The organism is Verrucosispora sp. ts21 (genome assembly GCF_002879555.1).
Taxonomy (GTDB): Bacteria; Actinomycetota; Actinomycetes; order Mycobacteriales; family Micromonosporaceae; genus Micromonospora; species Micromonospora gifhornensis.
The window spans coordinates 1-12,611 of the sequence record NZ_PNOZ01000078.1 but is presented as its reverse complement, the minus strand read 5'-3'; the positions used below and the strand labels follow the sequence as shown (position 1 = coordinate 12,611).

Genomic DNA, 12,611 nt, shown 5'->3' with positions numbered 1-12,611 from the left:
CCGCCCGTTCGCCCGGCCGGTGCCGTGGCGCACCACCCCGGACGCGCGTCCTACCGATGAGTAGGTTTCGGGTTTAGACTTCCGGCCATGACGGCTGTGCATCTGCCCGGCACCCCCGTGATCGAGGGCGATCACCTGGTCTCGACCAGCCCGGCAACAGGTGCCGAGGCCGGACGGCTTCCGCTCGCCACCGTCGCCGACGTCGAGCAGGCCGTCGAGCGCGCCCGTGCCGCGGGCCGGTGGTGGGCCGGGCTCGGCTTCGACGCACGACGCGACCGGCTGCTGCGTTGGCGACAACTGATCGCCCAACGGATGGAGCAGCTGGCGGAGCTGGTGCACATCGAGGGCGGCAAGCCGGTCGCCGACGCGATCGTCGAGATCGTCACCGCCGTGGAACACGTCGACTGGGCGGCCCGTAACGCCCGCCGGGTACTCGGCCCCCGCAAGGTCCGGTCCCGGCTCGTCCTGGCGGAGTTCTCCGCCCACCTGGAGTACCAGCCGCACGGCGTGATCGGCGTCATCGGCCCCTGGAACTATCCGGTCTTCACCCCGATCGGCTCCGCCGCGTACGCGATGGCCGCCGGCAACGCGGTGGTCTTCAAGCCCAGCGAGTACACCCCGCTCGTCGGGCAGTGGCTGGTCGACACCTTCGCCGAGGTGGTACCGGAGCAGCCCGTTCTCACCGCCGTGCACGGGCTCGGCGACATCGGTGCCGCGCTGTGCCGCAGCGGGGTCGACAAGGTGGCCTTCACCGGCTCCACGGCGACCGCGAAGAAGGTCATGGCGGCCTGCGCCGAGACCCTGACCCCCGTACTGCTGGAGGCCGGCGGCAAGGACGCGATGATCGTGGACGCCGACGCCGACCTGGACGCCGCCGCCGAGGCGTGCGTCTGGGGCGCGATGACCAACGCCGGGCAGACCTGCATCGGCATCGAGCGGGTCTACGCGGTGGAGCCGGTCTTCGACGCCTTCGTGGAGAAGGTGGTCGAGCGGGCCGGCCGGCTGACCGTCGGTGCCGACGGCGCGGACATCGGGCCGATCACCATGCCGAGCCAGCTCGACGTCATCCGCCGGCACATCACCGACGCGCTGGCCCGGGGCGGACGCGCCGCGCTGGGCGGCCCGGATTCGGTTCAGCCGCCGTACGCCCATCCGACGGTGCTTGTGGACGTGCCGGAGGAGTCCCTCGCCGTACGCGAGGAGACCTTCGGGCCCACCGTGACCATCAACCGGGTCCGCGACGCCGACGAGGCGCTCGCCCGCGCGAACGCCCTGCCGTACGGTCTCGGGGGTTCGGTCTTCGGCGAGCGACGGGCGGTGGCGATCGCTCGTCGCCTGCGCTCCGGCATGGCCTCGATCAACTCGACGCTGACCTTCGCCGGGATGTCCACCCTGCCGTTCGGTGGGGTCGGCGAGTCGGGCTTCGGTCGCATCCACGGCGAGGACGGGCTGCGGGAGTTCGGCCGGGCCAAGGCGATCACCCGCCGGCGGGCCCGCTCGCTGCTGCCGTCCACCACCTTCGAGCGGACCCAGGCCGACGTCGACCGCCTGGTCAAAGCGGTAAAGCTGCTGTACGCCCGGAAGCCCTAGAAGCCGGAAGCCCCTAGAAGAGGGTCAGCTCGTCGCGTTCGATGCCGCGCAGCCGGTCGTAGTTCACCGCGACGCAGCGGATCCCCCGGTCCGTGGCGAGCACCCGGGCCTGCGGCTTGATCTCCTGCGCGGCGAAGACGCCGGTCACCGGGGCGAGCAGCGGGTCCCGGTTGAGCAGTTCGAGGTAGCGGGTGAGCTGCTCCACCCCGTCGATCTCGCCGCGCCGCTTCACCTCGACGGCGACGGTGCCGCCGTTGGCGTCCCGGCAGAGCAGGTCCACCGGGCCGATCGCGGTCATGTACTCCCGACGGATCAGCGTGAAGCCCTCGCCCAGGGTCTCCGGGTTGGCGGCCAGCAACTCCTGCAGGTGCGCCTCGACACCGTCCTTGCGCAGCCCCGGGTCGACGCCCAGCTCGTACGAGGTGTCCTGGAAGATCTCCTCCAGGGTGATCCGCAGCTCCTCGCCGGCCTTGTTGACCACCCGCCACACGCCCGGAGCCTCCTCCAGCCGGCAGGGCGGGCTCATCCAGTTCAGGGGCTTGTACGCCCGGTCGTCGGCGTGGATCGACACCGATCCGTCCGCCTTCACCATCAGCAGCCGGGTGGCCGGCGGCAGGTGGGCCGAGAGCCGTCCGACATAGTCCACCGAGCACTTCGCAATCACCAACCGCACCCGACGAGGGTAGCGGAGGCACCGCGGATCGCCGCCGAGCGCCACTGGCGTGCCGGTGCGATGCTGAGATGGTGCTCGAATTGCTCACCGGTACCGGACTGGCCGCCTCGGCGGGGTTGAACGCGTACATCCCGCTGCTGCTGATGGGCGGGCTGGCCCGCTACACAAGCGTGATCGACCTGCCCGGCGGCTGGCAGTGGCTGGGTAACGGCTGGGTGCTCGCGATCCTCGCCGCTCTGCTGGTCGTCGAGGTCGTCGCGGACAAGGTGCCGGTGGTGGACCACATCAACGACGTGGTGCAGACGGTGGTCCGGCCGACGGCGGGCGGTCTGGCCTTCGGTGCCGGCTCGGCCGCCGAGACGGTGACGGTCAGCGATCCCGACAGCTTCTTCGCCGGTGGGGGTCAGTGGTTGCCGGTGCTGGCCGGGGTGGTCATCGCCCTCGGCATCCACCTGCTCAAGTCCGCCGCCCGGCCGGTCATCAACGCGGCCACGGCCGGTGTCGGTGCCCCGGTGGCGAGCACCGCCGAGGACGCCACAAGTGTGGTGATGTCCCTGGTGGCGATCATCCTGCCGGTGCTGGTGCTGGTGTTCCTGGTCGCCTTCCTGCTCTTCCTGCCCTGGTTCCTGCGTCGTCGGGCGGAACGCCGCCGGGAACGCCGGGCCGCCCGCGAGGCCGGCTTCCGCGTCTGACCGGGGCGCGTCCCACCTGGGCGTACGCACTGCGCCTCCGACCCGCCCCCGGCGCTGCCGGGCAGGATGATGTCGGCCGCCGGGCGCGGTTGACATCATCCTCCGGTGTCCGTGAAAACTTCCCGCGTTCCGCTCGTGGTGACGCTCGCCGCCGTCGTCGGTGCCCTCACCCTGCTGGCCGTCCTGAACCCGCTGCGCCAGCCCGACGATGGTGACCTCGGCCAGCGGTCCGCATCAGGCGCGAGGTTCGTCGAGGCGGAGGTGGGTGCCGGTGACCGGCCCGAGGCCTCGGCGACACCGTCGAACGTGCCCTCCACCCCGCCGGCCGGGGCGCTGCCCGGCACGGCCGACACGCTGCCCGGCGCGACCCGGACCGACGCGCTGCCGCCGGTGGTCGACCACGGCCCACGCCGGGGCAACAAGGTGGCACTGACCTTCGACGCGGACATGACCGACGCGATGCGACGGCACCTGCGCGGCGGTGCCGTCACGTCGTACGCCAATCTGAAGCTCATCGACCGGTTGGAGCGCGACGGTGTCCCAGCCACCTTCTTCCTCACCGGCATGTGGGTGGAGCAGTACCCGAAGGTGACCCGGCGGCTGGCCGCCAACCCGCGATTCGAGTTGGCCAACCACACCTACGGGCACCATGCCTTCACCGCGGACTGCTACGGACTGCCCCGCATCGACCGCCGGAAGATGACCGCCGACGTCGCCCGCACCTTCGACCTCGTCAGCGCCTACGGTGGTCGACAGACCCGGTACTTCCGGTTCCCCGGGCTCTGCCACGACCGGGCGGCGCTCACCGCACTCGCCCCGCTCGGCCTCACCGTCGTCGACGGCGACGTGGTCAGCGGCGACCCGTTCGCCACGGCCTGGCAGCCGATCGTGCGGGCCGTGCTGGACCAGGTACGCCCCGGCTCGGTGATCGTCCTGCACGTGACCGAGGCCAACGCGCCGATGACCGACGAGGCGCTGCCGCACATCCTGGCGGGTCTCGCCGAACGAGGTCTCGAACCGGCCCTGCTCTCCGAGGTGCTCGGCACGGGCCAGGCCGGTGCCGGATCCCGCGAACCGGACCGTACAGATCTCCCAGATGCCTAAAATCAGGCAAATACCTAGAGGAGGTCGCGATGACCGCAGCCTTGGAGATGCCGCGCGTCCAGGAGTGCGTGGTGGCCGCCTGTGCGTACAACCACACGAACGACTGCCACGCATTCGCCATCACGATCGGCAGCATGGACCACGCCCACTGCCACACGTTCATCGAGATGCCGGCCATCCGGGCCGGCGCGGACGGCCAGAAGGCGCAGGTGGGCGCCTGCAAGCGGGCCGACTGCCGGCACAACGAGCAGTTGGAGTGCCAGGCGCCCGCGATCCGGGTCGGCCCCGACGCCGACATGGCCGACTGCATGACCTACACCCGCCGCTGAGCGGTAAGGAAGGGCCCCCTGTTAACGCCTCCGGTAAAGCAAGGGGCCCTTCTTAACACCTCGGGTGGTGGAAACCACCACCCCCGACGCAGCTGACCTGGTGGCACGGGTCGCACACTTGACGTCATGAGTGACGACGTGGCGATCCACGTCCGGGGACTGCGCAAGGCGTACGGCGACAACGTCGCGGTGGCCGGGTTGGACCTGGACGTTCACCGGGGCGAGGTGTTCGCCCTGCTGGGGCCGAACGGCGCCGGCAAGAGCACCACCGTGGAAATTCTCGAAGGCTACCGACACCGCGACGCCGGTGAGGTACGGGTGCTCGGCGTCGACCCGACCGAGGCCACCCCGCAGTGGCGGGCCCGGGTGGGCATCGTGCTCCAGGGCACCGGCGAGTTCGACGAGCTGACCGTCGCCGAGGTGGTACGCCACTTCGCCGCCTTCTACCCCGACGCCGACGACCCGGACAAGGTGATCGCCCGCGTCGGCCTGGCCGGCAAAGCCCGTGCCCGTACGCACACCCTCTCCGGCGGGCAGAAACGCCGACTGGACGTCGCGCTGGGCATCATCGGCTGCCCCGAACTGCTCTTCCTCGACGAGCCGACCACCGGTTTCGACCCGGAGGCCCGCCGCGAGTTCTGGGAGCTGATCCGCGACCTCGCCGCGGCCGGCACCACAATCGTGCTCACCACGCACTACCTCGACGAGGCCGAGGCGCTCGCCGACCGGGTCGGTGTCATCACCGGCGGCCGACTGGTCGAGGTGGCCCCACCCACCAGCCTGGGCAACCGGCAGGAGGCCCTGGCCACGGTCTCCTGGCGTACGCCGGAAGGCACCCCGGAGAGCGCGCAGAGCGCGACGCCGACGGCGCTGGTGGCGGAGTTGGCCGCGCGGTTCGGCGGCGAGGTGCCCGGCCTGACCGTCACCCGGCCCACCCTCGAAGACATCTACCTGCGGATGATCGGACACCGATGACCACCACGACGAAGCCGGCGGCCCCGGTCGCCGCCGCCGCGCCCGCCCGCCGGCCGGGGCCGGCCAGTCTCGCCCTGCGTCAGGGACGGATGGAGATCCGGCAGTTCCTGCGCAGCCGGGAGTCCGTGGTCTTCACGCTCGGCTTCCCGATCATCATGGTGCTGATCTTCGCCTCGATCTTCGACGGCGATCTCGGCAACGGGGTCAGCTACACGCAGTACTTCATCACCGGCATGATCGCGACCGGTCTGATGACGGTCAGCTTCCAGAACCTCGGCATCTGGATCCCCATCGAGCGGGACCGGGGCGTGCTCAAGCGCTACCGGGGCACGCCGATGCCGAAGTGGGTCTGGTTCGCCGGCAAGGTGATCATGGTGTTGGTCACCGGCGTGGTGATGACCGCCCTGCTGCTCGGCGTCTCGGTGGCCCTGTTCGACCTGGATCTGCCGAGCACCGCGACGGCGTGGCTCACCTTCGGCTGGGTCAGCGCGCTGGGCATCACCGCCTGCACCCTGTGCGGCATCGCCATCTCGTCGCTGGCCCGCACCGCGCGCAGCGGCTCGGCGGTGGTCACCCCGATCGCCCTGGTGCTCCAGTTCATCTCCGGCGTCTTCTTCGTCTTCACCAACCTGCCGACCTGGATGCAGCAGGTGGCGGCCATCTTCCCGCTCAAGTGGATGTGCCAGGGGCTGCGCGCGGTCTTCCTGCCGGAGAGCTTCGGCGCCAACGAGCCGGGCGGGTCCTTCGAGCTGACCCGGGTCGCGCTGGTGCTGGGCGCCTGGTGCGTGATCGGCCTGGTGCTCTGCCTGACCACCTTCCGCTGGACCACCCGCCGCGACGGCTGACGGGTGCAAGGAAGGGCACCTTATTAACGCCTGCGGTAGAGGAAGGGCCCCTTATTAACGAGATCCAGCTGATCTTGTTAATAAGGGGCCCTTCCTATGCACGAGGCGTTAATAAGGTGCCCTTCCTTACATCACACCGTCAGTAGGAGTAGAAGCCCTGGCCGGACTTGCGGCCCAGGTCGCCGGCGGTGGCCATGCGCTGGAGCAGTTCCGGCGGGAAGAACTTCTCGTCGGCGGTGTCGGTGTAGATGTTGCGGGTCGCGTTGAGCAGCACGTCGACGCCGGTCAGGTCGACGGTGGCGAGCGGCCCCATGGCGTGGCCGAAGCCGAGCTTGCAGGCGGTGTCCAGGTCCTCGGCGGAGATGACTCCCGCCTCGACCAGCCGGACCGCCTCCATGGCCAGGGCGCAGATCAGCCGGGTGGTGACGAAGCCGGCGATGTCCCGGTTGACCACCACCACGGTCTTGCCGATCTCCTCGGCGAAGGACTTGACCGCCTCCAGGGTCGCGTCGCTGGTCTTGTAGCCACGGACCAGCTCGCAGAGCTTCATCATCGGCACCGGCGAGAAGAAGTGCGTGCCGACGACCGCCTCGGGACGCTCGGTGACTGCCGCGATCTGGGTCACCGGGATGGCCGAGGTGTTGGTGGCCAGGATCGCGTCCGACCTGCAGATCCGGTCGAGCGCGCGGAACACCTCGTGCTTGATCTCCAGCTGCTCGAAGACCGCCTCGACGACGATGTCCGCGTCCGCCGCCGCCTCCAGGTCGGTGGTCGGGGTGATTCGGCCGAGCGTCGCCTCGACGTCGTCGGCGGAGATCTTCCCCTTCTCGGCGAACCGGGTCAGCGACTTGCGGATGCCGTCCACGCCGCGTTGCGTCGCCGCGTCGTCCAGATCCCGCAGTGTCACCTGCCAGCCTGCCTGCGCCGCCACCTGGGCGATGCCCGAGCCCATCAGCCCGGCACCGACGACCGCGAGTCGACCCGCCATCTGTTGCTCCCTCGCTGCGATTCGAGTGTCTGTCTGCACCCTAGTCGGCGAGCCTGAACGACGGCTAAGGCGGCTCAGATGGTCAGTTCCGGTTCCTCCGGCGCGGTGGCCCGCTCGACCTCGATGCCGAGGGCCCGCAGGTCGGCCACGAAGTCGGGATAGCCCCGGTCCACGTGGTGCACGTGGGACACCTCGGTCACCCCGTCGGCACAGAGCCCGGCGATGATCAGTCCCGCGCCGGCACGGATGTCGGTGGCGCGTACCGGGGCGCCGGAGAGCCGCTCGCGGCCGCGTACGACCGCGTGGTGCCCATCGGTCTTGATGTCCGCGCCGAGTCGCATCATCTCGTTGGCGAACATGAACCGGCCGTCGAAGATGTTCTCGGTGATCAGCGAGGCACCGTCGCTGAGCGCGGCCAGACCGATCGCCATCGGCAGCAGGTCGGTGGCGAAGCCCGGATAGGGCAGGGTCACCACGTCCACCGCCCGGGGTCGGTCGTCCATCCGTACCCGGAAGGCGTTCGCCCGGGTCTCCACCAGGCCGCCGGCCGCGACCACCTTGTCCAGCGCGATCTCCAGGTAGCTCGGGTCGAGGCCGGTCACGGTGACGTCGCCGCGGGTCATCGCGGCCCCGAAGGCCCAGGTGCCGGCGACGATCCGGTCCCCCACCGTCGCGTGCCGCACCGGCTGCAACCGGGGTACGCCGACGACCGTGATGGTGGACGTGCCCTCGCCCTCGATCAGCGCGCCCATCCGGATGAGCATGGTGCAGATGTCCACGATCTCGGGCTCGCGGGCCGCGTTGTCGATCACCGTCGTGCCGTCGGCCAGCACCGCCGCCATGACCAGGTTCTCGGTCGCCCCGACACTGGGAAACTCCAGCGTGATCTCCGCACCGTGCAGTCCCTGCGGCGCGGAGGCGATCACGAAGCCGTGCTCGCCGGAGATGTCGGCACCCATCCGGGTCAGCCCGGAGATGTGCATGTCCAGTCCACGCGAACCGATCGCGTCGCCGCCCGGATGTGCCACCCGCACGTAGCCGCACCTCGCCAGCAGCGGTCCGAGCACGCAGATCGACGCGCGGAGCCGACGCACCAGGTCGTAGTCGGCCTCGACGCCCGGCCGCTCCGGCACGTCGATGGTGACCGACCGGGAACGCGGCACCCCGCCGACCGCCACCATCGGGTCCACCGGGTCGTCCTCGTCGAACCGCACGTCGCAGCCGAGCCTGCGCAGCACCTCACCCATGATGGCGATGTCGGTGATCCGCGGCACGTTGGTGATCACGCTTCGGCCGGGTGCGAGCAACGCGGCGGCCATCAGCTTCAACGCCGAGTTCTTCGCGCCGACCACGTGCACCGTGCCGGCGAGTCGGGCCGCACCGTTGACCCGGATGACATCGACGTCGGATATCGCCGGGTCACCCGCGTCACCCGGTCCCACCCCGGCGGACCAGCCCGTACCCGGCTGCGGGCGGGTCGGGATGGTCAGGTCCGGTATCCGTAGGCTGTGCGTCATGGCCGTCCACCTCACGCGCATCTACACCAAGGCCGGCGACGCCGGCATGACCAGGTTGAGCAACAACGAGCAGGTGTCGAAGACAGACCCGCGGATCTGCGCGTACGCCGATGTCGACGAGTGCAATGCGGCCATCGGCGTGGCACTGGCCCTGGGACAGCTCGACGACGCCCTGCGTCCGGTGCTCGGGCAGATCCAGAACGACCTGTTCGACGTGGGCGCCGATCTGTCCACCCCGGTCGAACCGGACCCCAAGTATCCGCCGCTGCGGGTCACCGAGGGGTACGTCGAGCGCCTTGAGGGCTGGTGCGACGAGTACAACGCGCGCCTGAGCAACCTCGACTCCTTCATCCTCCCCGGCGGCACCGCGGGCGCGGCACTGCTGCACGTGGCGCGGACGATCGCCCGGCGCGCCGAGCGGTCGGCGTGGGCGCTCGTCGCACACGACCCCGACCGGACCAGCCACCTCCCGGCAAAGTATCTCAACCGGCTGTCGGATCTGCTCTTTATCCTGTCAAGAGCCGCAAATCCGGACGGAGACGTGCTATGGGTCCCCGGCGGAGGCCGGTGACGTTCGGCGCCCTGCACCACGTGGAGGTCTGGGTACCCGACCTGGGCGCAGCAATGCACAGTTGGGGCTGGCTGCTCGGAAACCTGGGTTGGACACCGTTCCAGCAGTGGCCGGCCGGCCACTCCTGGCGGCTCGGCCCGACGTACCTGGTCCTTGAGCAGTCGCCCGCGCTCTCCGGTCGACGCCACGACCGGCTCGCGCCCGGCCTGAACCACCTGGCCTTTCACGCCGGTCCACCCGCCGCGGTGGACCGGCTTGTCGAGCAGGCCCCGGCGTACGGCTGGGAACTGCTCTTCCCCGACCGCCACCCGTACGCCGGCGGTGCCGACACCTACGCCGCGTACCTGTCCGACGGGCAGGGTTACGAGGTGGAGTTGGTGGCCTCCGACGGCGCGCCCCCCTCGTCCTGAGCGGCCACCGGGTCGGCCGGGAGCAGGACGGTGGTGAACAACCGTCGTGTCCGGCCCGGTCCCGGCCCGAGCGCCACGTACTCGGCGAACAGCTCACGCATCCGGGTGATGAACTCGACCAGCTCGGCGTCGGTGGCGTAGAACGCGTTCTGCCGATAGCCGGCCAGGTCATGGGCCAGGTCACCACCACCGCTGTCGAGGTAGCTGTCGAAGTCGGCGAGCAGCCCGGCGACGAAGGTGAGGAAGGCTCGCCGGTGCTGTTCCGGGGTCATCCCGCGGATCGTGTCGGCGTCCACCGCAGCCGCCGCCTCGTCCAACTGGTAGCTGCGTTCGACCGCACCCCGGATGCGCCGTTCCTCGACTGACCGCAGCACTCCGTGGCCGGCGAGGGTGGCGACCTGTCGGTACAGGGTCGCCGGGGCCACGTCCGCCAGTTCGGCGCGCAGGTCGGCGGTGGTAAGCGTCCGGCCGCCCAGAAATGCCTGGACGATCCGCAGTCGCACCGGATGCAGCAGCAGCTCAGCAGTGTCGAGGGCCACAAACGCCTCCCCATCGTTCTCATCTCTGATAATGTTATCGCTGACGAGATTATAGCGAGCATGAAGGAGCGCCGATGGCCACCATCGACCTCACCCCCGATTCGATCCGCGTCCGGCTCACCCCCGCCGAGAAGCTGTGGGCGCTCCGGGGCGACGTCACCGTTCCGCGCTCCGCCGTAACCGCCGTCACCGTGCAGCCCGACGGTCTGCGCGCCCCCCGAGGCATCCGGGCGCCCGGCCTCGGCCTGCCCGGTGCCCGCAAGGTCGGCACCTGGCGCGGCCGGGCCGGCAAGGAGTTCGTCAGCGTCCGCGCCAACCAACCGGCCGTGCGCATCACCCTCACCGGCCAGCGGTACGACGCCCTGGTCATCGGTACCGACGACGCGGCTGCCGTGGCGAAGGCGGTACGCCGGTGAGCACCGACCGCGAACTGACGTTCCAGTCCGCCGGTCACCGCCTGGTCGGCACCCTCACGCTGCCGGACGGTCCGGGGCCCCACCCCACCGCGCTGCTGCTGCCCGGTTCCGGGCCGCTGAACCGCGACGGCGACCACCGCCGGATGCGCCTCGGCATTCAACGGGACCTGGCCGCCGCGCTGGCCGCCGCAGGCATCGCCACCCTGCGGTACGACCGGCGCGGGATCGGCGAGAGCTCCGGCGGGTTCTGGCCCACCGGGTTCCACGACAACGTCGACGACGCCCAGGCGGCCCTCGCCGCACTCGAGGCCGACGCGAGCGTGGACAGCCGGGCGCTGTTCCTGGTCGGGCACAGCGAAGGGGCACTGACCGCCACCACGCTCGCCGCGCGTGGCGTGACCACCGCCGGGCTGGTCCTGCTCTCCAGCAGTGCCCGGCTCGGTGCCGAGGTGCTGCGCTGGCAGACAGCACAGATCGTGCCCACCCTGCCCGCCCCGGTACGCCTGCTACTGCGGCTCATGCGTCTGAACCTGGTGGCCAGGGTGTCCCGCAACCACGAGAAGATCCTGGCCACCACCGCCGACGTGACACGTATCGGCGGGCAGCGGATCAACGCGAAGTGGATGCGGGAGTTCCTGCGGTACGACCCACGACACGACCTCGCCCGTATCAACGCGCCGATCCTCGCCGTCACCGGCAGCAAGGACCTCCAGGTCGACCCGGCCGACCTGACGCTCATCGCCGAGCACGCCGGCGGCCCGGTGCAGACCCGACTCCTGCCGGACGTCACCCACGTGCTGCGACACCAGCCCGGTCCGCCGTCGCTGGGGGCGTACCGCCGGGAGATCCGCAACCCGGTCGATCCAGCCGTCACCGGCGCGGTCGTCGACTGGCTCCGCGCCCGTGTCGCCGAGCTGACCTGATGTGAAGACGCCGGAAAGCCGGCACCCGAGATCGGGTGCCGGCTTTCCGTGTTGGTCTACAGGTGTTCCGGTGTTGGCCTGGTTCATCGGCCAGCCGTTCCGGCCATGATCAACGAGACGTGCAGCGGTAGGGCGGGTGGACGGCGGCGGTGTCGTCTGGGGGCGGTGGCCGTGGCCGTGGCGGTGTCAGTGGCGGTGGTGGTGGCGGTGGGGGTGTCAGTCTGAGGGGCGGTTGCGGGAGAGCTTGATGAGCAGCACCACCAGCAGACCGATGCCGAAGAGCACCGCCAGGCAGCAGTCGAGGCCACTGAACCCCGCCTTGGCGGGGCGTGCGTTCTGTCCCGCCCGCACCACGATCTCGCCGCTGCCCGACGATGCCCAGGCCGCGACAGGCATGAACACCGACAGCCCGACCGCACCGAGGACCACGCCCAGGCGGCCCCGCCACTTGTCCCACGCAGACATGACCCCATCCTCGCCGAGAGCCGCAACCGGGGCGCGCGGCGGACTACACCGGGCCTGCAGTCACGCACAGGCCGCCAGACGCCGAACTGGCCGGCCCCCGGGTGTGGGGTCCGGCCAGTCGGGCGTTGGTCTGGTGGTCAGCTGTTCCAGTACTTGGCGACCAGGTCAGCGGCCTGCTGCTCCCACTGGGCGTAGTGATCCGGGTAGGCCGACACCTGCACCGTCTGGGCGGCCTTGGTCAGCGGCATGTCCTGCCAACCATCAACCTGCTTCAGACCCTTCAGGAACGCGGTGGTGGAGTACTCGGGGTCGGTGATCTGCTCCACCGTGCCCCAACCGCTGGACGGACGCTGCTGGAACAAACCCTGCGAGTCATGATCGTTGCGGTCACCGAGGTGGCCCAGGTTCTCCAACTTCGACTCCTGCAACGCAGTGGCAATCGACACGACCGCGGCACGCTCATCCATGCCGGCCTTCTTCGTCGCCGCGATGATCGCCTTCGTGTTCGCGACCTGCTCATCGTTCAGATCGATACGCGACTGGTCGCCCTGCACACCGTGCGGGATCAACTTGC

The 12,611-nt window shown here is 70.3% G+C and carries 16 protein-coding genes; 10 read left to right on the top strand and 6 right to left on the bottom strand.

Translation table 11 applies throughout. The annotated features are described in order from the left end of the window. Positions 1 to 87 precede the first annotated feature (87 nt). Positions 88 to 1,590, top strand: coding sequence for an aldehyde dehydrogenase family protein (locus C1A38_RS25355; RefSeq protein WP_102660227.1), 1,503 nt, complete (start codon positions 88 to 90; stop codon positions 1,588 to 1,590). Between the two features lie 13 nt (positions 1,591 to 1,603). Here C1A38_RS25355 and nucS read toward each other — a convergent pair whose 3' ends face one another. Beyond that, a complete protein-coding gene (gene nucS / locus C1A38_RS25350; RefSeq protein ID WP_102660226.1) occupies positions 1,604 to 2,263 on the bottom strand; it encodes an endonuclease NucS in 660 nt (219 codons plus the stop codon). A gap of 71 nt (positions 2,264 to 2,334) precedes the next feature. On the opposite strand from nucS, the gene C1A38_RS25345 reads away from it, so the two are divergent. The 5 genes from C1A38_RS25345 (at position 2,335) to C1A38_RS25325 (ending at position 6,208) form a co-directional block, all read left to right on the top strand. Further along, positions 2,335 to 2,955 carry a DUF4126 domain-containing protein gene (locus tag C1A38_RS25345; protein ID WP_102660241.1) on the top strand — a complete coding sequence of 207 codons (621 nt, stop codon included), beginning with the start codon at positions 2,335 to 2,337 and terminating at the stop codon, positions 2,953 to 2,955. A 105-nt stretch (positions 2,956 to 3,060) separates the two neighbouring features. Continuing rightward, positions 3,061 to 4,059, top strand: coding sequence for a polysaccharide deacetylase family protein (locus tag C1A38_RS25340; RefSeq protein ID WP_233197010.1), 999 nt, complete (start codon positions 3,061 to 3,063; stop codon positions 4,057 to 4,059). A 29-nt stretch (positions 4,060 to 4,088) separates the two neighbouring features. Then, on the top strand, positions 4,089 to 4,388 hold the full coding sequence (locus C1A38_RS25335; RefSeq protein ID WP_102660224.1) for a DUF1540 domain-containing protein: 300 nt from the start codon (positions 4,089 to 4,091) through the stop codon (positions 4,386 to 4,388). A 126-nt stretch (positions 4,389 to 4,514) separates the two neighbouring features. Next, the gene (locus tag C1A38_RS25330) at positions 4,515 to 5,363 is read left to right on the top strand and encodes an ABC transporter ATP-binding protein (protein WP_102660223.1); all 849 of its coding nucleotides are present in this window, start codon (positions 4,515 to 4,517) and stop codon (positions 5,361 to 5,363) included. Continuing rightward, positions 5,360 to 6,208: an ABC transporter permease gene (locus tag C1A38_RS25325; protein ID WP_102660222.1), complete on the top strand. Its 849-nt coding sequence runs from the start codon at positions 5,360 to 5,362 to the stop codon at positions 6,206 to 6,208. The genes C1A38_RS25330 and C1A38_RS25325 overlap by 4 nt, the downstream gene beginning before the upstream one ends. A 139-nt stretch (positions 6,209 to 6,347) precedes the next feature. On the opposite strand, the gene C1A38_RS25320 is transcribed toward C1A38_RS25325, so the two are convergent. Both C1A38_RS25320 and murA read right to left on the bottom strand, forming a co-directional pair. Then, on the bottom strand, positions 6,348 to 7,196 hold the full coding sequence (locus C1A38_RS25320) for a 3-hydroxyacyl-CoA dehydrogenase family protein (protein WP_102660221.1): 849 nt from the start codon (positions 7,194 to 7,196) through the stop codon (positions 6,348 to 6,350). Positions 7,197 to 7,270: 74 nt separating this feature from the next. Next, positions 7,271 to 8,713, bottom strand: a complete 1,443-nt coding sequence (murA, locus tag C1A38_RS25315) for a UDP-N-acetylglucosamine 1-carboxyvinyltransferase (RefSeq protein ID WP_102660220.1) — start codon at positions 8,711 to 8,713, stop codon at positions 7,271 to 7,273. Here murA and C1A38_RS25310 point away from each other — a divergent pair. Both C1A38_RS25310 and C1A38_RS25305 read left to right on the top strand, forming a co-directional pair. Further along, positions 8,712 to 9,284, top strand: a complete 573-nt coding sequence (locus C1A38_RS25310) for a cob(I)yrinic acid a,c-diamide adenosyltransferase (RefSeq protein ID WP_013735626.1) — start codon at positions 8,712 to 8,714, stop codon at positions 9,282 to 9,284. The two genes, murA and C1A38_RS25310, sit on opposite strands and share 2 nt — an antisense overlap. Further along, a complete protein-coding gene (locus tag C1A38_RS25305) occupies positions 9,260 to 9,694 on the top strand; it encodes a VOC family protein (RefSeq protein ID WP_102660219.1) in 435 nt (144 codons plus the stop codon). Before C1A38_RS25310 ends, C1A38_RS25305 begins: the two co-directional genes overlap by 25 nt. Here the strand turns inward: C1A38_RS25305 and C1A38_RS25300 are convergent. After that, complete coding sequence (locus C1A38_RS25300; RefSeq protein ID WP_102660218.1) at positions 9,646 to 10,233, bottom strand: helix-turn-helix domain-containing protein; 588 nt, start codon at positions 10,231 to 10,233, stop codon at positions 9,646 to 9,648. The two genes, C1A38_RS25305 and C1A38_RS25300, sit on opposite strands and share 49 nt — an antisense overlap. A 74-nt stretch (positions 10,234 to 10,307) precedes the next feature. Between C1A38_RS25300 and C1A38_RS25295 the strand changes: the two genes are divergently transcribed. Together C1A38_RS25295 and C1A38_RS25290 are read left to right on the top strand one after the other, a co-directional pair. Next, the gene (locus C1A38_RS25295) at positions 10,308 to 10,649 is read left to right on the top strand and encodes a hypothetical protein (protein WP_102660217.1); all 342 of its coding nucleotides are present in this window, start codon (positions 10,308 to 10,310) and stop codon (positions 10,647 to 10,649) included. Then, positions 10,646 to 11,572, top strand: a complete 927-nt coding sequence (locus C1A38_RS25290; protein ID WP_102660216.1) for an alpha/beta hydrolase — start codon at positions 10,646 to 10,648, stop codon at positions 11,570 to 11,572. The genes C1A38_RS25295 and C1A38_RS25290 overlap by 4 nt, the downstream gene beginning before the upstream one ends. Positions 11,573 to 11,788: 216 nt before the next feature. On the opposite strand, the gene C1A38_RS25285 is transcribed toward C1A38_RS25290, so the two are convergent. Together C1A38_RS25285 and C1A38_RS25280 are read right to left on the bottom strand one after the other, a co-directional pair. Next, positions 11,789 to 12,037 (bottom strand): hypothetical protein, encoded by a 249-nt coding sequence (locus tag C1A38_RS25285; protein ID WP_102660215.1) that lies wholly within the window; start codon positions 12,035 to 12,037, stop codon positions 11,789 to 11,791. Positions 12,038 to 12,174: 137 nt separating this feature from the next. Next, the coding region (locus tag C1A38_RS25280) for a hypothetical protein (protein WP_102660214.1) at positions 12,175 to 12,611 on the bottom strand (437 nt) is incomplete at its 5' end.